This window comes from Oceanobacter sp. 4_MG-2023 (assembly GCF_030689165.1).
GTDB lineage: Bacteria > Pseudomonadota > Gammaproteobacteria > Pseudomonadales > Oceanobacteraceae > Oceanobacter.
This window is the reverse complement of sequence record NZ_JAUYVV010000007.1, coordinates 132,758-155,166: the sequence shown is the minus strand read 5'-3', so window position 1 is coordinate 155,166 and position 22,409 is coordinate 132,758. Positions and strand designations below refer to the sequence as shown.

The window sequence follows — 22,409 nt, the reverse complement described above, 5'->3', positions numbered from 1 at the left end:
ACCAAAACGACCTGTACTGGCGTTGAGATGTTCCGCAAGATTCTGGACGAAGGCCGTGCTGGTGAGAACGTTGGTGTTCTGCTGCGTGGTACCAAGCGTGACGAAGTTGAGCGTGGACAAGTACTGGCCAAGCCAGGTTCTATCACGCCTCACACTACGTTCCAGTCAGAAGTATACGTGCTGGGCAAAGATGAAGGTGGTCGTCACACGCCATTCTTCAAAGGTTACCGCCCACAGTTTTACTTCCGTACTACGGACGTAACCGGTGCATGTGAACTGCCAGAAGGCGTTGAAATGGTTATGCCAGGTGACAACGTGCAACTGACCGTTACCCTGATCGCGCCAATCGCCATGGACGAAGGTCTGCGTTTTGCGATTCGTGAAGGTGGTCGTACCGTTGGTGCTGGTGTTGTAGCCAAAATCGTCGAGTAAGATCAGACGTTTAAGGTCGACATCATGTCGACCTTGAATAGAAGCCCCCTCTGTCGGGGCTTTTATCCTGCCGAAAAGTATTCCTGTCTCACCACAGCTTTGTGGCATTTTTATTTTTGTCGGTTGACACTTTTTGTACAGCCGCATACAATTCGCGTCCCCTTGAATTGGGGGTGAAAGCGAGCTCTGCACATAATCTTGGAGTTTGGTAATGAACCAACGAATCCGTATCCGTTTAAAGGCTTTCGACCATCGCCTGATCGATACTTCGACTCAGGAAATTGTCGATACCGCCAAACGTACGGGCGCTCAGGTGCGTGGACCTATTCCACTGCCTACCCGTAAAGAGCGTTTTACCGTTCTGGTCTCTCCGCACGTCAACAAAGACGCGCGCGATCAGTACGAAATCCGTACGCACAAGCGCATGCTCGACATTGTTGAGCCAACAGAAAAAACCGTTGATGCGCTGATGAAACTGGATCTGGCTGCCGGAGTGGAAGTTCAGATCAGTCTTGGTTAAGAGATAAAAGGCTTAACCTTACACAGTGCTCTGTGTAACGCCTAATGTCAGGCGGCCATAGTGGGTCCAAGCCCCGTACACGAGAGGTAATTAAAATGGCAATTGGTATTGTCGGTAAAAAAGCGGGCATGACTCGTATCTTTACCGAAGAAGGTCAATCTGTTGCTGTTACTGTCCTGGAAGTAACGCCAAACCGCGTCTCTCAGGTAAAAACCGTCGATACTGACGGCTACAGTGCAATTCAGGTTACTTTTGGCGCTAAGAAAGCGTCACGCGTTTCCAAACCGGCATCCGGTCATTTTGCGAAAGCAAATGTCGAAGCTGGTCGAGGCGCTATTGAGTTCCGTACTGAAGAATCTTTCAGTACCGGTGACGAACTTCTGGTGACCCAGTTTGAAGCGGGTCAGAAAGTTGATATTACTGGTACCACGAAAGGTAAAGGTTTCCAAGGCGGCGTAAAGCGTTGGAACTTCCGTACTCAGGATGCTACCCACGGTAACTCCTTGTCACACCGCGCACCTGGCTCTATCGGCCAGTGTCAGACTCCTGGTCGTGTCTGGAAAGGCAAGAAAATGGCTGGTCATATGGGTTCTGAACAACAGACCACCCAAAGCCTGGAAGTCGTACGCGTTGACGTGGAAAACAACCTGCTGCTGGTTAAAGGCGCGGTTCCTGGTGCTCCAGGTTCTGACGTGATTGTGAAACCAGCTGTTAAGGCGAAGGGGTAAGCGATGGAACTGAAAACTAACGCAGGCAATGCGGTAGCTGTTTCTGACACTACCTTCGGCCGCGAATTTAACGAAGCCCTGGTTCACCAGGTGGTCACTGCTTATATGGCAGGTGGCCGTCAGGGTACCAAAGCACAAAAGACTCGTTCTGAAGTCGCCGGTGGCGGTATCAAGCCTTGGCGTCAAAAAGGAACTGGCCGTGCTCGTGCGGGTACTTCAAGCAGCCCAATCTGGCGTTCTGGTGGTGTTACATTTGCTGCCAAACCACGTGATTTTGATCAAAAGCTGAACAAGAAAATGTACCGCGCAGCCATGCAGGTCATCTTGTCCGAGCTGGTTCGTCAAGACCGTTTGGTGGTTGCAGACTCCTTTGGCGTTGAAAGCCATAAGACCAAAGAGTTTGTTGCCAAGCTGAATGATCTGGACCTGAGCAACGTATTGATCATCTCTGAGGATCTTGACGAGAAGCTGTATCTTGCCGCTCGTAACGTTCCGCATGTAGGCGTGACCGAAGCATCAGCGATCGATCCAGTGAGCCTGATTGCATTCGAGAAAGTCCTGGTGACAGTGCAAGCCTTGAAACAACTTGAGGAGGCTTACGCATGATCCGTGAACGCCTTTACAAGGTGCTGATTGCACCTCAGATTTCTGAAAAAGCAACCTGGGTTGCCGAAAAACACGGACAGTATGTTTTCCGTGTGGCTCCTGATGCTACCAAGCCAGAAATCAAACAAGCCGTTGAAGCCCTGTTTGAAGTAAAAGTTCAGTCAGTACAGGTTGTCAACATTAAAGGCAAAACCAAGCGTACTGCACGCGGTATGGGCAAGCGTAACGATGTGCGTAAAGCATATGTTCGCCTGATCGCCGGTCAGGACATCGACTTCGCTGACGCGGAATAAGGAGCTCAAGTCATGGCATTGGTGAAAACTAAACCGACTTCAGCTGGCCGTCGCCATCTCGTTAAAGTCGTGAATAAAGAGCTGCACAAGGGTAAACCTTTTGCTCCTCTGCTTGAAAAGAACAGCAAGTCCGGTGGTCGTAACAACAATGGCCGGATTACCACTCGTCACATTGGCGGTGGTCATAAGCATCACTATCGTATCGTCGACTTCAAACGCAACAAAGATGGCATTCCTGCTGTTGTTGAGCGTCTGGAATACGATCCGAACCGCAGCGCGAACATTGCCCTGCTGAAATACGCAGACGGTGAACGTCGCTACATTCTGGCCGCTAAAGGTCTGAGTGCCGGTGATGAAATCGTCTCTGGCGAGCACGCACCTATTAAAGTAGGTTCTGCAATGCCACTGCGTAACGTACCGGTTGGTAGCGTTATTCACAACATCGAGCTGAAGCCTGGTAAAGGTGGTCAGATCGCTCGCTCCGCGGGTACATCTGCACAGCTGGTTGCCCGTGAAGGCACTTACTGCACCTTGCGTCTGCGCTCCGGCGAAATGCGCAAGGTTCTGTCTGACTGTCGTGCCACTCTGGGCGAAGTTGGCAATGCCGAGCACGGTTTGCGTGAACTGGGTAAAGCTGGTGCAACGCGCTGGCGTGGTGTTCGTCCTACCGTTCGCGGTGTGGTAATGAACCCAGTGGACCACCCACATGGTGGTGGTGAAGGTCGTACCTCTGGTGGTCGCCATCCTGTTTCTCCTTGGGGTGTACCAACCAAAGGCTACAAGACTCGTAAGAATAAGCGTACCGACCATCTGATCGTACGCCGTCGTTCTGCGAAATAACTAGAGAGGATTGAACTGTGCCACGTTCATTGAAAAAAGGTCCATTTATTGACCATCACTTGATGAAGAAGGTAGAGGCCGCTCTTGAGAAGAACGACAAGCGTCCGATCAAGACCTGGTCTCGCCGCTCCACTATCTTCCCGGATTTCGTGGGGCTGACCATCGCTGTACATAACGGCAAACAACACGTGCCTGTTTTCGTCACTGAAGACATGGTTGGACATAAACTGGGCGAATTCGCGCTGACTCGGACTTACAAGGGTCACGTAGCGGATAAGAAAGCCAAACGCTAAGAAGGGGTGAAGTATGTCTGAAGTAGCCGCTGTTTTACGTGGTGCTCGCTTGTCCGCTCAAAAAGCGCGCCTGGTCGCAGACCAGATCCGCGGTAAGAAAGTGGATGAAGCTCTGGAAATTCTGACTTTCAGTACCAAAAAGGGTGCTGAACTGGTCAAGAAAGTTCTGGAATCTGCCATCGCCAACGCTGAGCACAATGATGGCGCTGACGTAGATGAGCTGAATGTCAGCACGATCTTCGTTGATGAAGGTATGACCATGAAGCGTATTCGCCCTCGAGCGAAAGGCCGCGCGGATCGTATCTTCAAGCGCACTTGTCACATCACTGTGAAAGTTTCAGAAAAATAGGAGTTGGTCAGATGGGTCAGAAAGTTCATCCAACCGGTATCCGTTTGGGCATCGTCAAAGATCATAATTCGATCTGGTATGCCGGTAAGGATAAGTACGCCGACAATCTGCTGACTGACATTGCTGTTCGATCCATGATCGAAAAGCGCCTGGAAAAGGCATCAGTCAGCAAGGTCGTCATTGAGCGTCCTGCACAAAACGCCAAAGTCACCATCCACACTGCCCGCCCAGGTATTGTGATTGGCAAAAAAGGTGAAGACGTTGAGGTTCTGCGTAAGGACCTGAGCGAAGTGATGGGTATTCCGGTACACATCAATATTGAAGAAGTTCGCAAACCTGATCTGGATGCCAAACTGGTTGCCCAGAGCGTTGCTAGCCAGCTGGAACGTCGAGTTATGTTCCGCCGTGCGATGAAACGCGCCGTTCAGAACGCCATGCGTGGTGGTGCTGAAGGTATCAAGATCCAGGTGAGCGGCCGATTGGGTGGAGCTGAGATTGCTCGTGCCGAGTGGTATCGTGAAGGACGTGTGCCTCTGCACACACTGCGTGCCGACATCGACTACGCAACTTACGAAGCACACACTACCTACGGTGTTATTGGCGTTAAAGTCTGGATCTTCAAAGGGGAGATTCTGGGCGGTATCCAAGAGGTACGAGAGCGCGCCAAAAGCCAGGGTAAGAAGAAATCCGGTCGTTCATAAGGGGATTGAGTTATGTTGTTACCAAAACGTACCAAATTCCGCAAAGTCCAGACCGGCCGTAACCGTGGCTTGGCCATTCGTGGCTCCAAGGTCAGCTTTGGCGAATATGCGCTGAAAGCTACCGGCCGTGGTCGTCTGACTTCGCGTCAAATTGAAGCAGCACGTCGTGCGATGACCCGTAAGGTGAAACGTGGCGGCAAGATCTGGATCCGCGTGTTCCCGGACAAGCCTATTACAGAAAAACCTCTCGAGGTTCGTATGGGTAAAGGTAAGGGTAACGTTGAATACTGGGTATGCCAGATTCAGCCAGGTCGTGTTCTTTACGAGATGGAAGGTGTGCCTGAAGAGTTGGCGCGTGAAGCGTTCGCTCTGGCTGCGGCCAAGCTGCCTTTCGATACTGTATTCGTTAAACGGACGGTGCTGTGATGAAAGCAAGTGAACTGAAAGAACAATCAGTGGCTGAGCTGAAATCTCAGCTGTTAGAACTGTTAGGCGAACAATTTAAGTTGCGTATGCAAAAAGCGACCGGCCAGTTGGGCCAGACTCACCTGGTGAGTCAAACCCGCCGCGACATTGCTCGCGTTAAAACTGTGCTGGCAAGCAAGGCAGGTGAATGATCATGACTGAGAACACAACATCCGTTCGTACCCTGAGTGGTCGTGTCGTGAGCAACAAGATGGACAAGTCCATCACTGTCCGGGTTGAGCGTTTTGTAAAGCATCCGATCTATAAAAAGTTCGTGAAACGTTCTACCAAGATTATGGCGCACGACGCCAATAACGAATGCCAGATTGGCGATTCCGTTACAGTACAAGAGTCACGCCCACTGTCTAAAAACAAGACATGGGCGTTGGTAACTATCGACGAGCGCGCTGCCAAGGTTTAATCGCCAGGTAGAGTCAGTTAAGGAGCGAGAGGCATGATCCAAACTCAAACCATGCTAGACGTTGCCGATAACAGCGGCGCAAAGCGTGTCCAGTGCATCAAAGTACTGGGCGGTTCGCATCGTCGTTATGCCGGCATCGGTGATTTGATTAAAGTGTCCGTTAAGGAAGCAATTCCTCGCGGTAAAGTTAAAAAAGGCCAGGTAATGAACGCTGTTGTAGTGCGTACCCGCAAAGGTATTCGCCGCGCAGATGGTTCAATTATCCGCTTTGACGTCAACTCTGCGGTTCTTCTGAACGCATCCTTGTCGCCAATCGGTACGCGTATCTTTGGCCCGGTGACTCGTGAACTTCGTTCAGAGAAGTTTATGAAGATCATTTCCCTAGCACCTGAAGTGCTCTAAGGGAGGGAATGCAAATGTTGAAAATCCGTAGTAAAGACGAAGTGGTTGTTATCGCAGGTAAAGACAAGGGCAAACGCGGTACCGTTCAAAAGGTACAGCAAGATGGCCGTCTGATCGTTACCGGCGTTAACATGGTGAAAAAACACCAGAAGCCTAACCCGTACCTGCAACAGCCAGGTGGCATCATCGAGCGCGAAGCCGGTATTCAGGCTTCCAACGTGGCCATCTGGAACCCTAAAACTGAAAAAGCCGATCGTGTTGGCTTCAAGGTTGACGGTGAGAAAAAGGTACGTATCTTCAAATCCTCAGGCGATGTAATCGACGCCTAATTGGAGCTGGATACTGCTATGTCACGTTTAGAAGAACTGTATAAACAAGAAGTAGTAGCCAAGCTGCAAGAAGAGTTTGGTTACAAGAACATTATGGAAGTGCCTAAAATCACCAAAATCACCCTGAACATGGGTGTTGGTGAAGCACTGGGCGACAAGAAACTGATGGACAGCGCAGTTGCAGATATGCAACTGATTGCTGGCCAGAAAGTGGTTGTTACCAAGGCACGTAAATCTGTCGCGGGCTTCAAGGTTCGTGAAGGCTGGCCGATTGGTTGTAAAGTGACCTTGCGTCGCGACCGTATGTGGGAATTTATGGATCGTCTGATCGATATCTCACTGCCTCGTGTACGTGACTTCCGTGGTATTAACGGTAAGTCCTTTGATGGTCGCGGCAACTACAGCATGGGTGTGAAAGAACAGATCATTTTCCCGGAAATTGACTACGATAAAGTAGACAAGATTCGCGGTATGGATGTGACCATCACAACCACAGCCAAAACCAACGAAGAAGGCCGTGCTTTGCTTAAAGCGCTGCAGTTCCCGTTCCGTAACTGAGGAGTTAATCATGGCTAAAATCAGCATGAAGCAGCGTGAGTTAAAGCGTGAAAAGCTGGTAGAGAAATATTCTGCCAAGCGTGCTGAACTCAAGGCAATCATTAGTAACCAGGATTCTTCTGACGAAGAACGCTGGAATGCACAACAGGCACTGCAAAAACTGCCTCGCGATTCATCAGCGAGCCGTCAGCAGCGTCGTTGTCAAATAACGGGCCGCCCGCACGGTGTTTACCGCAAATTCAAACTCTCACGTATCAAACTGCGTGAAGAGGGAATGAAAGGTAACGTGCCAGGTCTGAAAAAGGCGAGTTGGTAAGCACACCCTTTATGCAAGGCCGGAGCAATAAGCTCCCGGCTTTGCCTGAAGGCCGCTGCACAACAGAGGTAATATAAATGAGTATGCAAGATACGTTGGCGGACATGTTCACCCGCATTCGTAATGCCCAGCAAGCTGGTCATACGAATGTGAGCATGCCGTCTTCAAAAATGAAGGCGTCTGTTGCCCAGGTTCTGGAAGCAGAAGGCTATATCAGTGGTTTTTCAGTAGAAGAGTCAACCAAACCGGTTATGACTATCGATCTGAAATACTACGAAGGCAAGCCAGTTATTGAACGCATCCAGCGTGTATCACGCCCTGGTCTGCGTCAGTACAAGGGCTCCGCACAACTGCCGAAAGTTGAGGCAGGTTTGGGCGTAGCCATTGTATCCACCTCGAAAGGCGTCATGACTGACCGCGCCGCCCGTGCTGCGGGTGTCGGTGGTGAAGTTATCGCCACTGTATTTTAAGGGGATACCATGTCACGCGTCGCTAAGGCTCCTGTACAGATCCCGACTGGTGTTGAAATTACACTGGCCGCTGACAAGATCTCTGTTAAGGGCAAACAAGGTTCCTTGGAACTGGCTATCCACACTGCTGTGGATATTCAGCAAGAAGAGAATGAACTGAAGTTCGCTCCGAAAAAGAATGACAAGCAATCCAATGCTCTGGCGGGAACGTTCCGCGCTCTGGTAAACAATATGGTTACCGGTGTAAGTGTTGGCTTTGAAAAGAAACTGGTTTTGCAAGGTGTTGGTTATCGTGCCAAGTCTTCTGGCAAAACTCTGAACCTGTCCCTGGGCTTCTCCCACCCGGTTGATTATGAACTGCCTGAAGGCGTGACTTGTGAAACACCAAGCCAGACGGAAGTTGTAATCAAAGGTGTCGACAAACAAGTTGTCGGACAGATCGCCGCTGAAATTCGCGGTTACCGTCCTCCTGAACCTTATAAAGGTAAAGGTGTTCGTTACGCTGACGAGATTGTTCGTCGTAAAGAAGCCAAGAAAAAGTAAGGTCTAGGCCATGAATGAGAAGAAAAAAGCTCGTCTGCGCCGTGCCCAGAAAACCCGGATAAATATCCGTGAAAAAAGCGCGGTTCGCCTGTGTGTACACCGTACACCTCGACACATTTATGCTCAGATCATCGCTGCCAATGGCGCTAGCGTCCTTGCAACGGCTTCTACAGTAGAAGCAGATCTGCGTAACGATTTAACTGGTAACGTCAGTGCTGCCACGAAAGTGGGTCAGTTGATTGCTGAGCGTGCAAAAGCCGCCGGTATTACCAAGGTCGCTTTCGATCGTTCCGGTTTTAGATACCATGGTCGCATCAAGGCTCTGGCTGACGCGGCTCGTGAAAACGGCCTCGAATTCTAAGGGTAAAGATCATGGCAAATAACGAACGTAATAACGATCGCAACAACGATCGCTCAGAAAGTGAATTCCAGGAAAAACTGGTTCAGGTTAACCGTGTAGCCAAAGTAGTAAAAGGTGGTCGTATTTTCGCCTTTACTGCTCTGACAGTGGTTGGCGATGGTAATGGTCGTGTTGGCTTCGGTCGCGGTAAGTCCCGTGAAGTTCCAATGGCAATTCAAAAAGCCATGGAACAAGCCAAGCGCAACATGATCACAGTGCAGCTGGATGGCAGCACACTTCAGTACCCAATCAAAGCCCGTCACTCCGGTGCACAGGTTTATATGCAGCCAGCATCTGAAGGTACCGGTATTATTGCCGGTGGTGCGATGCGTGCAGTACTGGAGATGGTTGGCGTCAAGAACGTACTGGCCAAGTGCTACGGTTCTACCAATCCGAATAACGTGGTTCGTGCAACCTTTAATGGTCTTGCGCAAATGAAGTCACCTGAAGAGGTGGCTGCAAAACGCGGCAAGACTGTTGAAGAAATTCTGGGGTAATTCGATATGGAAAAGAAAACTGTAAAGGTTACCCAGACTCGCAGCACTATTGGCAAATTGCCAAAGCACCGCGAAACCATGAAAGGTCTGGGCCTGCGTCGCATTGGTCATACTGTTGAACTGGAAGATACACCATCCATTCGCGGCATGATCAACCAAGTTCAATACATGGTTAAGGTTGAAGGGGAGTAATATGCGCCTCAATGAATTGAGTCCAGCTCCTGGTTCCAAGCCGACGCGCAAGCGCGTTGGCCGTGGTATCGGTTCTGGTTTGGGCAAAACCGGTGGTCGTGGTCACAAGGGCATGAAGTCTCGCTCAGGTGGCAGCGTTGCACCAGGTTTCGAAGGTGGTCAGATGCCGATCCATCGTCGTTTGCCAAAGTTTGGTTTTGCTTCACGCAAAGCCCAGTACGTTGCCGAGATTCGTCTCAACGAACTGACTTTGGTTGAGGGCGATGTTGTCGATCTGGCAGCACTGAAAGCAGCAGACGTGATAGGCGACAAGTTCAAAGAAGGTCGCGTTATCCTGTCTGGCGAAATCAGCAAGGCTGTGACTGTTAAAGGTCTGAAAGTCACTAAAGGCGCTCGCGCTGCCATTGAAGCAGCAGGCGGTAAGGTCGAAGACTAATGGCTACTCAAGGCTCACAACCACAAGGAATGAACAAGGGTCTGGGAGAATTATTCTCTCGGATCCGGTTTGTACTCTTGGCAATTGTTGTATATCGGATTGGTACCCATATTCCGGTACCAGGGATTAACCCGGACGCGTTAGCTCGGTTGTTTGAACAGAATCAGGGCACCATCCTGGAAATGTTCAACATGTTTTCCGGCGGCGCCCTGGAGCGTATGAGTATTCTTGCGCTCGGTATCATGCCGTACATTTCCGCGTCCATTATCATGCAATTGCTGACGGCGGTGAGCCCTCAGCTTGAGCAGCTCAAGAAGGAAGGTGAATCGGGACGTCGCAAGATTACCCAGTACACCCGCTACGGCACAGTCTTGCTGGCTACCGTCCAATCGTTCGGTGTGTCAGCAGGGCTGGCGGGGCAGGGTGTCACCTTCTCTTCTGGTATCGATTTTTATATCGCAGCAGTACCTTCCTTCGTGGCAGGTGCCGTCTTTATGATGTGGCTGGGCGAACAGGTAACGGAACGTGGTATTGGTAATGGTATTTCCATTCTGATTTTTGCCGGTATCGTTGCTGGATTGCCAAGTGCGGTTGGTCAGGCGTTTGAATCTGCTCGTCAGGGCGATTTGAATATCCTGTTGTTGTTGGTTATCGCTGCTTTGTCAGTCGCGGTTATCGCGTTTGTTGTCTTCGTTGAGCGGGGACAGCGCCGCATCACCATCAACTATGCCAAGCGCCAGATGGGCAACCGTCAAATGATGGGTGCTCAAAGCAGCCATCTGCCACTCAAGCTGAATATGGCGGGTGTTATTCCTGCGATTTTCGCTTCAAGCCTGCTGTTGTTCCCGGCATCCCTGGGGCAATGGTTTGGTCAAGGCGAAGGTATGGAATGGCTACAGGACATTAGCCTGGCCCTGGCTCCTAGCCAGCCGCTGTATATCGTATTGTTTGCTGCCGGTATTATTTTCTTCTGTTACTTCTATACGGCGTTGATGTTTAACCCGAAAGATGTGGCCGAGAACCTGAAAAAGTCCGGTGCTTTCATTCCAGGGATTCGTCCCGGAATTCAAACTGCCAAGTATATTGATACCGTGCTGGGTCGTCTGACTCTGTTTGGTTCCCTCTATATTGCGTCCGTCTGCCTGTTGCCCCAGTTTCTGGTGGTAGCAGCCGATGTACCTTTCTACTTTGGCGGTACATCACTGCTGATCGTAGTGGTGGTGGTTATGGATTTCATGGCGCAGGTGCAATCTCATCTGATGTCGCATCAGTATGAATCCCTGATGAAGAAAGCGAACTTGAAAAATATGGGCTCAGCTAATCGCTGAGACCATTTTAGGAGACTGTCATGAAAGTACGTGCGTCTGTTAAAAAAATGTGCCGTGAATGTAAAATCATTCGTCGAAACGGCAGTGTGCGCGTGATCTGTTCAGATCCCAAGCACAAACAACGTCAGGGTTAATTCTCCTGGCATGGCGGGTGTGGTTAACAAGTAGCTTGCATTTACGGCAAGCTACTTGTAGTATCTCGCGCCCTTTCATCAAGTAAGTGTAACGGAGTTAGACATGGCCCGTATTGCCGGTGTCAATATTCCTGACAACAAGCATGCAGTGATTTCTCTGACCTATGTTTTTGGCATTGGTAAGACCACTGCCCAGCAAATCTGTGCCGCATCAGGCATTGCTGAGAGCACCAAAATTGGTTCTCTGAGCGAAGACCAGCTGGACATTATCCGTAATGAAGTTGCTAAGTTTTCGGTCGAAGGCGATCTGCGTCGTGAAGTACAAATGAACATCAAGCGATTGATGGACATGGGTTGCTTCCGCGGTATTCGTCACCGTCGTAGCCTGCCTCTTCGCGGTCAGCGTACTAAAACGAATGCTCGTACCCGTAAGGGTCCGCGCAAGCCAATCCGTAAGTAATCACTGATTACCGGATTGGACTTTTAGTGTAGCTGCATTCACTTGTTGCAGTGTTGATATTAAAAGCAGGATTGTAAAAATGGCTAAGCCACAAAGATCAACCAAGAAAAAGGTTAAAAAGCAGGTAGTGGATGGCATTGCCCATATCCACGCCTCTTTTAACAACACCATTGTGACCATCACCGACCGTCAGGGCAACGCATTGTCCTGGGCAACGGCCGGGGGCTCTGGTTTCCGTGGTTCTCGTAAGAGCACTCCTTTTGCCGCTCAGGTGGCAGCAGAACGTGCTGGTGAAGCTGCCAAAGAGTATGGCCTGAAGAATCTGGACGTTGAAGTTAAAGGTCCAGGTCCAGGCCGTGAATCTGCCGTTCGCGCGCTGAATGCATGTGGATACAAAATATCCAACATCACAGACGTGACGCCGATTCCTCATAACGGCTGTCGTCCACCTAAGAAGCGTCGCGTATAAGGAGGCAGAATTATGGCACGTTATATTGGTCCAAAGTGTAAGCTGTCTCGTCGTGAAGGAACTGACCTGTTCCTGAAAAGCGGCATTCGCGCACTCGATACAAAATGTAAGCTTGAAACCAAGCCAGGTGTTCATGGCGCAGGTCGTGGTCGTCTGTCTGACTATGGTTTGCAGCTGCGTGAAAAGCAAAAAGTTCGTCGTTTGTACGGCATTCTTGAAAAGCAATTCCGTAGCTACTACAAAGAAGCAGCGCGCCGTAAAGGTGCGACTGGTGAAAACCTGCTGCAATTGCTGGAATCCCGTCTGGATAACGTTGTTTATCGCATGGGTTTTGGTTCTACTCGCGCAGAATCGCGTCAGCTGGTTTCTCACAAAGCAGTCACCGTTAACGGACGTACTGTTAATATTCCGTCTTACCAGGTGCAAACTGGCGATGTTATTGCTATTCGTGAGAAATCACGCAAGCAAGATCGTATCAAGACTGCTCTGGAATTAGCTGGTCAACGTAGCGATTGCGCGTGGATCTCTGTTGATTCTGGCAAGATGGAAGGTACTTTTACCAATGTTCCGGAACGCGCTGATCTCCCTGCGGAAATCAACGAAAACCTGATCGTGGAACTTTACTCTAAATAATAGAGGAGCTTAAGGGCAGCTATGCAGCGTGCAGTTAATGAATTTTTGACACCTCGTAACATCCAGGTAGACGAAGTTAGCGGTACCCATGCCAAGGTCACTCTTGAGCCTCTGGAACGCGGATTTGGTCACACTCTGGGCGCAGCCCTGCGTCGTATCTTGCTGTCATCAATGCCGGGTGCGGCCATTGTCGAGTGTGAAATCGACGGCGTATTGCACGAGTACAGCGCAATTGAAGGTGTTCAACAGGATGTTATTGAAATCCTGCTGAACCTGAAAGGCGTTGCAGTCAAATTGCATGAGCGTGACGAAGCGAACCTGACCCTGGCCAAAACCGGCCCGGCTACGGTTACAGCTGCCGATATTCAACTGGATCATGGTGTTGACATTGTCAACCCGGACCACGTCATTGCCCATTTGGGTGAAGGTGCCGAGCTGAAGATGACGATCAAAGTCGCTTCAGGTCGCGGTTATGAAACCGTCGAATCTCGTTACCAGAATGATGAGGAAACCAAGGCAATTGGTAAACTTCAGCTGGATGCCACTTACAGCCCGGTCAAGCGGGTTTCATACAGCGTCGATAGCGCTCGTGTGGAACAACGTACTGACCTGGACAAGTTGGTTATCGATCTGGAAACCAATGGCACCATTGATCCGGAAGAAGCGATCCGTCGTTCCGCGACCATCTTGCAGCAACAGCTGGCTATCTTTGTCAATCTTGAGAATGATGAAGTTGTTGAACAGGTACGTGAAGAGGAAGAAATTGATCCGATTCTGCTACGTCCTGTCGACGATTTGGAGTTGACCGTCCGCTCCGCCAACTGTTTGAAAGCAGAAAATATTTACTACATCGGCGATCTGATCCAGCGTACAGAAGTTGAGCTGTTGAAGACTCCTAACCTGGGTAAAAAGTCTCTGACTGAAATCAAAGACGTTCTTGCTTCCCGTGGCTTGTCGTTGGGTATGCACCTGGAGAACTGGCCACCTGCCAGCCTCCGTAACGACGACAAAGTGCTTGCGTAAGCTGAGCGTTCAGTTAGTAAGGAATTAAACCATGCGTCATCGTAAAAGTGGTCGTCACTTCAATCGCACCAGCGCACACCGCCAAGCCATGTTGAAAAACATGGCGGTGAGCCTGTTCGAACATGAAGTCATTAAAACGACTCTGCCAAAAGCGAAAGAACTGCGCCGCGTTGCTGAGCCACTGATCACTCTGGCTAAAGAAGATTCAGTTGCAAATCGTCGTCTGGCGTTCTCTCGTACCCGCAGCAAAGAAGCTGTTGGTAAACTGTTCAACGAACTCGGTCCTCGTTACCAAGCTCGTCCAGGCGGTTATATCCGTATTTTGAAATGCGGTTTCCGTTCTGGTGATGCTGCGCCTATGGCGTATGTAGAGCTGGTCGATCGTCCAGTTGTTGAAGCAGAAGAGATTGAAGAAGTAAAGGATGATGCAGCTGAGTAATATCGGCTGTTCTTCCTGAAAACCCGCTTTCGAGCGGGTTTTTTTATGCCTGCTGTTTGTACAAGGCAGTGGCCACTTGCTGAAGCCAGACATCCTTTTCTGGCGCAGCTAGCGCTGGCTCAGACCGGGTCAGCGCAGTGAGTTAGCGCAGACTGGATCAGGCAGCAGCATGCGGTTTTAACAGCGATTCAAGACGATTTCCGGCAGCGCCGTGAGTCAGAATCTGGATTGCTTTTTCGGCGATTACCGAACCGGCTTCCGTTGCCGGTAATCCTTTCTGATAAATATTGGAAATCACACTGTATTCCCACTCAATATCCGGATTACCACTGAAAGCCGCGGCTTGTGGACGCTGGTCATCAGCCACCCGATAAGCCAGATAAGCCGACAGGCTTCTGGACGCCATGGCATCGCCTCCAGGGCGTTCCCCGATCAGGTTGATCACCAGTTGCGACTGCAGTGAGCGGCCAATATCTTCAGCCAACTTGACGCGGCCGTATTGGCATACGATGGTTTGGCCACAGTGATACCCCCGGCTTTGCAAGCCGTCCTGCAACACCGGTAGCAGCTGTTCGATATTGTGGTGTACGGCTTCGGCGCTGAGTCCATCGGTAACCAGAATCTGGACATCGGTAAATTCCGGCGACAGGCTCAGGCGGCAATGGGTATCGAGATAAGAGCCGGTTTCCGGGTTGGACAAATGCATTTCCCGGGAGTCGGCCCGAGTAATCAGTTGCCGAAACCCCAGCGTATCCGTCAGTTGTTTGACGTTGAGGTCGGCATAGATCGCTTCCCGAGCCACCGCCTGGTTACTTCTCAGCGTTCGTGCCACCTGATTGCTCGGTCGTGGCCCGGCATTATCAAAGCCATAAGCTGCTGGAACCGATTCCAGCAAACGTTGGTAGTCACTTTCTGATGCACAGAACTGTTCTGGTTTACCCCAGTTGGGGCCACGTTCCAATCCACCGTCTTCATCGCGGACAAAAATACCTTTATCCATCGCCCAGCTGAGATACTCCGGTGCAGGCTCGAGTTCATGAATCTCGCGCAGGGTCTGATCGTCATGGCCACTGGTATCAAAGTAGGCGAGCATACGATCGTTGCCCAAATAGACGTCCATAAAAAAGTTGGCACCGGCGGCAGCCAGCAACTCGGTTGCCATTTGCTGACCTTCGGCAGTCACCTGGGAGTGCAGGGTAAAGCAGGGGGCCATGCCCATCGGCAAGCCCATCAGCTTGCCCATCAGGTGATCCTGCAAGCAGCTGTAGGTCATCTCAAAGTTATCGAGATGGGTTTCCGGGCCAATAAAGCCAGTGACATTGTTCACCATAAAAGGACGGTAACGACGGGCCAGGCCATAACACAAGGCTTCACAGGTGGCCATATCGAGACCATTGTGCTTGTTGTAAGTCAGCTCACTGCCCTGGCCGGTTTCGAAGTACATTACATTCTCGGCCCCGGTGTCACGCAGCGGCCCGTGGGTTTGCATCAAGGCACAAGCCTGATCCAGCAGCTCGACAGTGACGTCAAATTCATCGGTCAGTGTTCGCTCAGTACCTGCCAGACTCTGGAAGATGATCTCTACCGGTGCACCTTCTTGCAGGCAGGCCATTTGGGTCTTGATATGAGACAACACACAAATTTGTGTTGGCGCTCCGGTTTCGCGACGCAATTTGTCGAGGTGGTGTAAAACGGCGCTGATATTATCAACAGTATCAATCGCCGGATTCAGGCCAAGCAAAGCATCTCCGGCACCCATGGAAAGCCCGGCGTAGGTCAGCAAGCTGATCCCGGCGAGATTGTCGGTCGGGTGATTCGGCTGCAGGCGTGAAGACAAGGTACCAGCCAAACCAACACGGGTACGAGCCTGGGCCGAAGCGCCGTGCTTCAAGCGCTTGGCCAGAAGGATCAGCTCATGGACATCGAGCAGTTTGGTGACAGCCGCGACCATTACGCCAGTCAGGGCGGTGCCCAGTTCCCGGATACGCGGCCCCTTGCTGGCCAGCATCAAATCCTTCAGCTGCCCTAACGTCATATGGCGCAAGGTGGCGAAGATAGCCATATCGATGTCGTAGTTGATCCGCATCACGCTGTCGATGCGGCCTTCGGCATCGGTCAGCGGAGTATCGTAAAGATGCTGCAATGTCTGTTGAGACAACAGGGTGCGGGCCGCTTCGCGCTCAATTTCATCCGCGGCGGCCAGTCCGGCAATACGATCTCCGGCCTTGCTGACGTCAGCGGCTCCGAGCAGATGCGCCAGATTGCGAAAGCGATAGCGCTTTTGCATCAACAAAATATCGTAGGTTTGGGGCTCTGCCACCGCAGGGACATGAATATGTTGGGTCGGGGTTGGACAAAAAACAGACATGATCAGCTAGCCTCCTGACTCATACCGAAAAAGGATATTGGTATGACTTGTTTCAGTGGTCGACCGACATGAATAAATTGTGCCTGTCGGTCGGGAATTTCATCAATCACCAGCAGTGGTTCCGGGCGCTGGCCCCAGTTGCTCAGGTAATTTCCCAGGGTCTTGCCGATGTTGTTTTCCAGCAACAGTACCAATGGGGTTTGTGTTAGTAAGCAGGTGCTATCCCTGGCGTGGTTCAGCCGCTGGGCAAACCGTTTGATCAGCGGCAAATCCGTTTCGCTCGAGAGACAACGAACCCGGATGGCGGCACCGCGTTGGCAGCCCTGAGCCAGTCGTATGACCTGATTGATCGTCTCCTGACTGGCATCCAGCGACAGATGGGATAACAGCGGCAAATCGGTGAGAGGAAGTTGCGCCGCGTTACTGATATAAAGACTGGTGCCGGAAATATCAGAGCTGTGCAAGGTCAGCCCCAATACCGTTGCCCGACCGGCGCTGTCCGGGCGGACCGACAAAGAGCGTGAAAGAATCGGGGAAGCAACTATTGCTCGGGCCAGATCAATCCCCAAATCCCCATAAGCGGTAGTGGCTGGCCAGCTGCCGTGATCGAGAAAGTGATAAATCAATTCCCCGACACCGCCGGAAAACGTCACCAGCGGGCTGGCATGATGCTGTGGCCCATCTGGATTCAGCAGTGCCAGCTGGCGGAAACCATCATCAATGGTGGCTTCGTTGCCGAGCACAATCTGCTCAAGGCTCTGCACCATCCACTGCACAATACGCTGGCACAGATGAGTCTCGAACACCGCCGGTATCTCGCGGACACCCAACTGCCGCAATAACTCACGGCCGTAAGGGGAAAGACCGGTTAATCGATAGCTGCCAGGCTCAAAGCGGAAATGGCGAGCGCCAATGTAATAACAACCGCAGCATTGAACGTCGCCCGACAGGCCCAAAGCCGGATTGGTGGTGCCACCGCCAATATCAAGATTCAGCACCGGCTGGTTATGGTGATAACGGCTCAGTAACTGGCAGCTGCCCATAAACGCCATCCAGGATTCCAGACCGGGGTCATCGGCAGTTGCAATCAAGGCATCACCAATCCGTTCACCAATCAGCTGACTGAGCACCCGGGCATTGTCACTGCGGGCTGCCAGCCCTGTGATCAGTGCGGCTCCCGTGTGCGCCGGATACTGTTCCAGCTGAGCCTGCTGCATCCAGTGTGATAATTGCTGTAGCAGGGCATCGGTATCGATTTGCTGGTTCTTGAACGGCGTAAAGCAGGCTGGCGAGCGATAGATCAGGACAGGGTTGGTATAGGTCATCCGGCCGTTGACGCTGTGTTTTCCAAGGCTGACTTCCGCCACCATCATACTGGATGTGGTGGAGCCGAAATCGAGCCCAAGCAGGCGAACAGCGTCCGGTCGGGTAGGCGTCATAAATGTCCTGATTGCTGTGATATATGGATCTTCTTGAAATAAAAATTCCCCAAAGGAATATTCAATTCTCACGCCAAGTTGACGAAAAATGACGTTGGAGCCGCAAAAAGGTCGTAGAGGATACAAAACATCTCAGCCAGTGTGGCAGACATGGGAGAACGGCTTGAATATCAAAGGCTTGGGTCAGGTTGGCGGTTGGATTCTGCCATCGGCGCGAGGTCAATCTGACCAGCGCATCAGGGCTGGCAAGGTAAGATACCGCCCGGTAATGCCAGAAAGTCGTACTCTGTGCCATAACAAATGGCACAGAGTAGAGCGGGTTGCTCTTTTACAGGGCGCGTAATAACCCGAATAACCCCGGACAGAATGCTCGCACCGGGTATCGGTGTATCGGAGCCGCTTAGGAGTAACGTTCGTTCAGATACTGGAAAACGGCGCGTACGCCCATGGCCTCACCACCGACCGGGCGACCGGGCAGTTTGCGCAGATTCCAGGCCATAATGTCAAAATGCACCCAGGGAGTGTTCTCAACAAACGCTTGCAGATACAGCGCGGCAGTAATCGCGCCGCCATAAGGGCTGGAAGCGCCGTTCACCAGATCAGCAATCTCACTTTTCATAAATTCAAAATAAGGTTTGTGTAACGGCAGTTGCCATACCGGCTCTGCTGCGGCTTCCCCGGCATCGGACAAGGCTCGCGCCACCGAACGGTCGTTACAGAAAAACCCTGGCAGCTCAGTGCCCAGCGCAACCCGACAGGCTCCCGTCAGAGTGGCGAAGTCGATCATCAGCTCAGGGTGTTCTGACTCGGCTTCCGCCAGGGCATCACACAAGACCAGACGACCTTCGGCATCGGTATTATCGATTTCGACCGTCAGGCCTTTACGAGTCGGTAGAATATCGCCGGGGCGGAACGCATTGCCACTGACGGCATTCTCGACCGCAGGAATCAGCACACGCAAATGGATATCGAGACCTGATGACATAATCATCCGGGCCAGCCCCAGTACATGAGCGGCACCCCCCATGTCTTTTTTCATCTGCCGCATATAGTTACCCGGCTTGAGGTTCAGGCCACCGCTGTCAAAACAGACGCCTTTGCCAACCAGAGTAACGGCAGGGGAATCAGGATTACCCCAACGCACATCGAGCAACCGGGGTGAGTGCACACTGGCGCGGCCAACGGCATGAATCATGGGGTAGTTCTGTGTTAACAGGTCGTCGCCAACAATTTCCTCAAACCGGCCACCAAACTCTTCTGCCAAAGACCGGGTAACCTCCGACAGCTGTGCCGGCATCATATCCTGAGCCGGAGTATTCACCAGATCTCGCACCAGATTGATAGCGTCGATCTGTTGGTTGGCCTTATCGACCAGACCGGCATCGTCGAGCAGCAGCCGGGCTTGGGGCTTGCTGTTCTCCTTGTAGCGAGTAAAGCGGTAAGCGCCCACTCCCCAGCCAAAAGCGATATTCAGCAAGCGTTCTGCGCTGGCATCTTCCGTCAGTACGTAATCCGTTGCTGGCAAACTGGCAGACAACTCGCCACAGGCAAAAGGGTCATCCAGAGATTCACACACATACAGCGCCAGACAACCGCCCTGGGGTTGCGGGATCAAAGCGGTGCCCGTTCCGGAATAATGGCTGGCTTCAAGCCAGTCTTTGGCCGCAGGTTGCTGCTGCAACCAGGGTTCGAATTCGGATTTGGCCAACAAGGTCAGTGGCGTGGTGGCGTGCCCAGAGGCAAGGGATGAGAGAGAAGCAACAATCGACATGGCAACAACCTGTAGAAACAAGAGTAGAAACAGTAAACCTGCTCACCAGATTAACCAGTATCGAACGGGAATTCGAGGGCTGCGATGTTGGTGGTTGGTTTTCCGCTGTGCTCCAAACTTGCCGCAAAGCCGAGCGTTAGCAATCTTCACCAGCCTGGCTTGTATGATGAGTAAAAAAGGAACAATTTATACTCATGAACATTTTCGAGTTTGATGATCAGAAAAGTCTGGCGAATCTCCATAAGCATGGTATCGACTTCCATGACGCTCAAGAACTCACGGCGGGTAAACCAGGAAGCGAAGCGCATTCACGTGGATTTTCCGGTATGGGTAGTTGAGTTACTTGATCGTGAAGCTGCTTGAGTTGGTGTTACTCGGCAATCAATAATTAAAGTCTGGCTGGTGGAACGTTTACGAGCTGAAGCTGCTAACAAGCCGCCTAAAAGTGACGCAGCAAGCGGCATACGTTAGCGAGGGGACAGGCTGTAGAAAAACCTCCCCAATTTTGCAAAGATGAGCTTTCGCCAAAGCCTGAAAAGGCCGGAAACACAGAATAAACAAACGATGTCCGACCCAGCTCGGCCATTAAAAATAAACAACAGAAAACGGGCTGTTAGTAGGGAAATCTGGCTGGAAAGAGGTCTTTCTACAGGTTCGTTATATGTATTTTACTAGCAGGCCATGGAGGGGTTTTAATGACTGAACATTTCGGTTCTTGTCTGTGTGGCACAGTAAGATTTGAGATAAAAGGTGACTTCGACAGCTTTTACCTGTGTCATTGCCAGTATTGCCAAAAAGATACGGGTTCAGCTCATGCGGCAAATCTATTCTCACAGTCAGCCAAATTGGTCTGGCGGTCGGGTGCAGATGCAGTGACTTCCTACACGCTTCCGGGCACTCGCCATAGCAAAAGTTTTTGTAAGCTGTGTGGCTCAGCGTTACCAAACACTCAGACCCCAGGCTTGCTCGTTGTTCCCGCAGGGTGCCTGGACACTGAAATCTCTATCGCGCCAACAGCACACATTTTTTTATCCAGCAAAGCTGTTTGGGATGAGGGGTTAGGGGAAGTGCCAGAGTTCGAGGGGCTGCCAGATTGAGCTGGCATTACATCTGTACTTCACCGCCATCGTTTATGTTGTTGGCAACCAACCCCAAGCCATTGAGGATCTGTTTGAACAAGCGCTGCAGATGTCCGTTGTAGAACCGGTATTCGGTAATATCGGCACCAACAAACGGCTGAACCGCTTCAGCCTGAGAAGCAAAACCAAAGTAAAGGGACAATGGCCGCTTTACTGACTGGTACACAATGCAGAAAAACTGGCAAAATACGGACAGATCAGCCGGTGAAACAGAGTGAAGACAGCCTTAATACAGGCACCGAAAAGTAGCACGAAATCGAGCTTACAGACGACCAAAGCCTGAAAAGGTTGGAAACACAGAATAAAAAAACGATGGCTGATAACAATCAGCAATCGAGAATAAACAACAGAAAACGAGTTGTTGGTAGAAATGACTGGAGGGGGGGGGTCTACAGGTTTTTTAGCTATCAAAATAAATATCGAGTAAAGTTTGAATAAGTTCAGTGTGTTAAGACTATAACTAAGAGGTAGTAAATTCGTGGAGTGTCTGTTTGATACCTTCGTAGTTAAGCCGATTGTTTGGCTATTTTCATTTCAGCTAGAGGAGAAGCAAGAAAACGATCCCGCGCAAAAGCTCTTAAATAGTATGAGAATTACTGCAAAATGTAGGTTTAATGCCTCAATTAGATTAGGAAGATCAAGTAGATATTCGTTCTTAACCACAACGGTGTTGTCACTAGGCTTGATTTTTATGCCTTTGTATCAAAACTCAGGTTTAACGATTCCATACGGTGACAAAGTTCTCAGTATGTTGCAGATCTTCTTAGCTGTAGCGGTATTGGTTTATTCTGTTGTTATTGGTACATCTAAATATGACCTGCGCGCGGCTGCACTAGATCGTTGTGGAGTAGGTATAAAGGGACTAATACGTAAGCTAAGAAATGAAATATCTGAATCCAAAGACAGTGGAGTCAGTATTAACTTAGAAAAATATCATGCCGACTATCATGAAATATCAACAGAGCCAGAAAACCATGTTCGAGTTGATTATGTGTTTGCTGTTCTAGAATCACGTGCTGACTTTAAAATTACAGGACTAAAGAGGTTGTTCCTTTTAGGTAAAGCTTACGCAATGTATTCAATTCCGTACCTAATACCGACAGCTATGATGATTTTTGAAGTTCTATTTATTTTGGATATTTTGGGAGTAACAAATTGTTTTACCGGTGTATTTGGTATTGCAAAATCAATTCCTACGACATTTTCCGGCTAACAAACGCTTTAAGACGGATTCGCAACGCTCGGCGGTTTTGGTTTGATTTGGCTTTTGTGTTTACGGTGCAATAATTGAGTATCGTGGTAGGCGTTGCTCACACCTTAATGCGGCGTTCAGACTATAGAAAAACCTCCCTGGCTATGGTCTGATCGGGTTTTGAAACGCAGGAGGCGGTGATGGCTCGATTCAAGCACTCTGA

Annotated in this window: 35 protein-coding genes and 1 pseudogene; 32 read left to right on the top strand and 4 right to left on the bottom strand. The window is 50.7% G+C overall.

The genetic code is table 11. The features are described 5' to 3' along the window. The 29 genes from Q8W24_RS07560 to rplQ form a co-directional block, all read left to right on the top strand. Window positions 1–432: EF-Tu/IF-2/RF-3 family GTPase (locus Q8W24_RS07560; protein ID WP_370693312.1), on the top strand; the 432-nt coding region annotated here is incomplete at its 5' end. A gap of 211 nt (window positions 433–643) precedes the next feature. After that, a complete protein-coding gene (gene rpsJ / locus Q8W24_RS07555) occupies window positions 644–952 on the top strand; it encodes a 30S ribosomal protein S10 (protein WP_036535225.1) in 309 nt (102 codons plus the stop codon). Between the two features lie 95 nt (window positions 953–1,047). After that, complete coding sequence (gene rplC / locus Q8W24_RS07550; RefSeq protein ID WP_303434716.1) at window positions 1,048–1,680, top strand: 50S ribosomal protein L3; 633 nt, start codon at window positions 1,048–1,050, stop codon at window positions 1,678–1,680. 3 nt (window positions 1,681–1,683) lie between these two features. Next, window positions 1,684–2,286 (top strand): 50S ribosomal protein L4, encoded by a 603-nt coding sequence (rplD, locus tag Q8W24_RS07545; RefSeq protein ID WP_303434717.1) that lies wholly within the window; start codon window positions 1,684–1,686, stop codon window positions 2,284–2,286. Beyond that, window positions 2,283–2,579 carry a 50S ribosomal protein L23 gene (rplW, locus tag Q8W24_RS07540; protein ID WP_305474915.1) on the top strand — a complete coding sequence of 99 codons (297 nt, stop codon included), beginning with the start codon at window positions 2,283–2,285 and terminating at the stop codon, window positions 2,577–2,579. Before rplD ends, rplW begins: the two co-directional genes overlap by 4 nt. Window positions 2,580–2,591: 12 nt before the next feature. Next, on the top strand, window positions 2,592–3,419 hold the full coding sequence (gene rplB, locus Q8W24_RS07535; RefSeq protein ID WP_303434719.1) for a 50S ribosomal protein L2: 828 nt from the start codon (window positions 2,592–2,594) through the stop codon (window positions 3,417–3,419). Between the two features lie 17 nt (window positions 3,420–3,436). Beyond that, window positions 3,437–3,712, top strand: coding sequence for a 30S ribosomal protein S19 (gene rpsS / locus Q8W24_RS07530; protein WP_221797397.1), 276 nt, complete (start codon window positions 3,437–3,439; stop codon window positions 3,710–3,712). Window positions 3,713–3,725: 13 nt separating this feature from the next. Continuing rightward, complete coding sequence (gene rplV / locus Q8W24_RS07525; protein WP_303434720.1) at window positions 3,726–4,061, top strand: 50S ribosomal protein L22; 336 nt, start codon at window positions 3,726–3,728, stop codon at window positions 4,059–4,061. A gap of 11 nt (window positions 4,062–4,072) precedes the next feature. Then, window positions 4,073–4,762, top strand: coding sequence for a 30S ribosomal protein S3 (gene rpsC, locus Q8W24_RS07520; protein ID WP_303434721.1), 690 nt, complete (start codon window positions 4,073–4,075; stop codon window positions 4,760–4,762). A gap of 12 nt (window positions 4,763–4,774) precedes the next feature. Continuing rightward, the gene (gene rplP, locus Q8W24_RS07515; RefSeq protein WP_303434722.1) at window positions 4,775–5,188 is read left to right on the top strand and encodes a 50S ribosomal protein L16; all 414 of its coding nucleotides are present in this window, start codon (window positions 4,775–4,777) and stop codon (window positions 5,186–5,188) included. Next, window positions 5,188–5,379, top strand: coding sequence for a 50S ribosomal protein L29 (rpmC, locus tag Q8W24_RS07510; RefSeq protein WP_303434723.1), 192 nt, complete (start codon window positions 5,188–5,190; stop codon window positions 5,377–5,379). The genes rplP and rpmC overlap by 1 nt, the downstream gene beginning before the upstream one ends. Window positions 5,380–5,381: 2 nt before the next feature. After that, window positions 5,382–5,648, top strand: a complete 267-nt coding sequence (gene rpsQ, locus Q8W24_RS07505) for a 30S ribosomal protein S17 (protein WP_303434724.1) — start codon at window positions 5,382–5,384, stop codon at window positions 5,646–5,648. 33 nt (window positions 5,649–5,681) lie between these two features. Next, on the top strand, window positions 5,682–6,050 hold the full coding sequence (gene rplN / locus Q8W24_RS07500; RefSeq protein ID WP_303434725.1) for a 50S ribosomal protein L14: 369 nt from the start codon (window positions 5,682–5,684) through the stop codon (window positions 6,048–6,050). Between the two features lie 14 nt (window positions 6,051–6,064). Next, window positions 6,065–6,379: a 50S ribosomal protein L24 gene (rplX, locus tag Q8W24_RS07495; protein ID WP_303434726.1), complete on the top strand. Its 315-nt coding sequence runs from the start codon at window positions 6,065–6,067 to the stop codon at window positions 6,377–6,379. An 18-nt stretch (window positions 6,380–6,397) separates the two neighbouring features. Continuing rightward, window positions 6,398–6,937 (top strand): 50S ribosomal protein L5, encoded by a 540-nt coding sequence (gene rplE, locus Q8W24_RS07490; protein ID WP_303434727.1) that lies wholly within the window; start codon window positions 6,398–6,400, stop codon window positions 6,935–6,937. A 10-nt stretch (window positions 6,938–6,947) separates the two neighbouring features. After that, complete coding sequence (gene rpsN / locus Q8W24_RS07485; RefSeq protein WP_303434728.1) at window positions 6,948–7,253, top strand: 30S ribosomal protein S14; 306 nt, start codon at window positions 6,948–6,950, stop codon at window positions 7,251–7,253. 77 nt (window positions 7,254–7,330) lie between these two features. Continuing rightward, window positions 7,331–7,723: a 30S ribosomal protein S8 gene (gene rpsH / locus Q8W24_RS07480; RefSeq protein WP_303434729.1), complete on the top strand. Its 393-nt coding sequence runs from the start codon at window positions 7,331–7,333 to the stop codon at window positions 7,721–7,723. Window positions 7,724–7,732: 9 nt separating this feature from the next. After that, the gene (gene rplF / locus Q8W24_RS07475) at window positions 7,733–8,266 is read left to right on the top strand and encodes a 50S ribosomal protein L6 (RefSeq protein WP_303434730.1); all 534 of its coding nucleotides are present in this window, start codon (window positions 7,733–7,735) and stop codon (window positions 8,264–8,266) included. Window positions 8,267–8,276: 10 nt separating this feature from the next. Next, window positions 8,277–8,627 carry a 50S ribosomal protein L18 gene (rplR, locus tag Q8W24_RS07470; RefSeq protein ID WP_303434731.1) on the top strand — a complete coding sequence of 117 codons (351 nt, stop codon included), beginning with the start codon at window positions 8,277–8,279 and terminating at the stop codon, window positions 8,625–8,627. Between the two features lie 11 nt (window positions 8,628–8,638). Beyond that, the gene (rpsE, locus tag Q8W24_RS07465; protein ID WP_303434732.1) at window positions 8,639–9,163 is read left to right on the top strand and encodes a 30S ribosomal protein S5; all 525 of its coding nucleotides are present in this window, start codon (window positions 8,639–8,641) and stop codon (window positions 9,161–9,163) included. 6 nt (window positions 9,164–9,169) lie between these two features. Beyond that, window positions 9,170–9,355, top strand: coding sequence for a 50S ribosomal protein L30 (rpmD, locus tag Q8W24_RS07460; protein WP_303434733.1), 186 nt, complete (start codon window positions 9,170–9,172; stop codon window positions 9,353–9,355). 1 nt (window position 9,356) lies between these two features. Next, window positions 9,357–9,791, top strand: coding sequence for a 50S ribosomal protein L15 (gene rplO, locus Q8W24_RS07455; protein WP_303434734.1), 435 nt, complete (start codon window positions 9,357–9,359; stop codon window positions 9,789–9,791). Then, window positions 9,791–11,119 carry a preprotein translocase subunit SecY gene (gene secY / locus Q8W24_RS07450; protein ID WP_303434735.1) on the top strand — a complete coding sequence of 443 codons (1,329 nt, stop codon included), beginning with the start codon at window positions 9,791–9,793 and terminating at the stop codon, window positions 11,117–11,119. The genes rplO and secY overlap by 1 nt, the downstream gene beginning before the upstream one ends. A gap of 20 nt (window positions 11,120–11,139) precedes the next feature. Continuing rightward, on the top strand, window positions 11,140–11,253 hold the full coding sequence (rpmJ, locus tag Q8W24_RS07445; RefSeq protein WP_303434736.1) for a 50S ribosomal protein L36: 114 nt from the start codon (window positions 11,140–11,142) through the stop codon (window positions 11,251–11,253). Window positions 11,254–11,356: 103 nt separating this feature from the next. After that, window positions 11,357–11,713, top strand: a complete 357-nt coding sequence (gene rpsM / locus Q8W24_RS07440; protein WP_303434737.1) for a 30S ribosomal protein S13 — start codon at window positions 11,357–11,359, stop codon at window positions 11,711–11,713. A 79-nt stretch (window positions 11,714–11,792) separates the two neighbouring features. Then, window positions 11,793–12,182, top strand: a complete 390-nt coding sequence (gene rpsK / locus Q8W24_RS07435; protein WP_094059483.1) for a 30S ribosomal protein S11 — start codon at window positions 11,793–11,795, stop codon at window positions 12,180–12,182. Window positions 12,183–12,194: 12 nt separating this feature from the next. Then, the gene (gene rpsD / locus Q8W24_RS07430) at window positions 12,195–12,815 is read left to right on the top strand and encodes a 30S ribosomal protein S4 (protein WP_303434738.1); all 621 of its coding nucleotides are present in this window, start codon (window positions 12,195–12,197) and stop codon (window positions 12,813–12,815) included. A 21-nt stretch (window positions 12,816–12,836) separates the two neighbouring features. Then, window positions 12,837–13,838 carry a DNA-directed RNA polymerase subunit alpha gene (gene rpoA / locus Q8W24_RS07425; protein ID WP_303434739.1) on the top strand — a complete coding sequence of 334 codons (1,002 nt, stop codon included), beginning with the start codon at window positions 12,837–12,839 and terminating at the stop codon, window positions 13,836–13,838. Window positions 13,839–13,869: 31 nt separating this feature from the next. Continuing rightward, a complete protein-coding gene (gene rplQ / locus Q8W24_RS07420; RefSeq protein WP_303434740.1) occupies window positions 13,870–14,277 on the top strand; it encodes a 50S ribosomal protein L17 in 408 nt (135 codons plus the stop codon). Between the two features lie 157 nt (window positions 14,278–14,434). Here the strand turns inward: rplQ and eutB are convergent, their stop codons facing one another. The 3 genes from eutB to Q8W24_RS07405 all read right to left on the bottom strand — a co-directional run bounded on the left by eutB (window position 14,435) and on the right by Q8W24_RS07405 (window position 19,855). Next, window positions 14,435–16,645 (bottom strand): ethanolamine ammonia-lyase subunit EutB, encoded by a 2,211-nt coding sequence (gene eutB / locus Q8W24_RS07415; protein ID WP_303434741.1) that lies wholly within the window; start codon window positions 16,643–16,645, stop codon window positions 14,435–14,437. Between the two features lie 2 nt (window positions 16,646–16,647). Beyond that, on the bottom strand, window positions 16,648–18,084 hold the full coding sequence (locus Q8W24_RS07410; protein ID WP_303434742.1) for an ethanolamine ammonia-lyase reactivating factor EutA: 1,437 nt from the start codon (window positions 18,082–18,084) through the stop codon (window positions 16,648–16,650). 400 nt (window positions 18,085–18,484) lie between these two features. Beyond that, complete coding sequence (locus Q8W24_RS07405) at window positions 18,485–19,855, bottom strand: M17 family metallopeptidase (RefSeq protein WP_305474914.1); 1,371 nt, start codon at window positions 19,853–19,855, stop codon at window positions 18,485–18,487. A gap of 246 nt (window positions 19,856–20,101) precedes the next feature. Here Q8W24_RS07405 and brnA point away from each other — a divergent pair. Both brnA and Q8W24_RS07400 read left to right on the top strand, forming a co-directional pair. After that, window positions 20,102–20,326: pseudogene (gene brnA / locus Q8W24_RS16895) on the top strand (type II toxin-antitoxin system BrnA family antitoxin). 224 nt (window positions 20,327–20,550) lie between these two features. Beyond that, window positions 20,551–20,952 carry a GFA family protein gene (locus tag Q8W24_RS07400; RefSeq protein WP_305474913.1) on the top strand — a complete coding sequence of 134 codons (402 nt, stop codon included), beginning with the start codon at window positions 20,551–20,553 and terminating at the stop codon, window positions 20,950–20,952. A gap of 7 nt (window positions 20,953–20,959) precedes the next feature. Here the strand turns inward: Q8W24_RS07400 and Q8W24_RS07395 are convergent, their stop codons facing one another. After that, the gene (locus Q8W24_RS07395; protein ID WP_305474912.1) at window positions 20,960–21,136 is read right to left on the bottom strand and encodes a hypothetical protein; all 177 of its coding nucleotides are present in this window, start codon (window positions 21,134–21,136) and stop codon (window positions 20,960–20,962) included. A 336-nt stretch (window positions 21,137–21,472) separates the two neighbouring features. Here Q8W24_RS07395 and Q8W24_RS07390 point away from each other — a divergent pair, with 336 nt between their 5' ends. After that, window positions 21,473–22,207 carry an SLATT domain-containing protein gene (locus Q8W24_RS07390; protein WP_305474910.1) on the top strand — a complete coding sequence of 245 codons (735 nt, stop codon included), beginning with the start codon at window positions 21,473–21,475 and terminating at the stop codon, window positions 22,205–22,207. Window positions 22,208–22,409 lie beyond the last annotated feature (202 nt).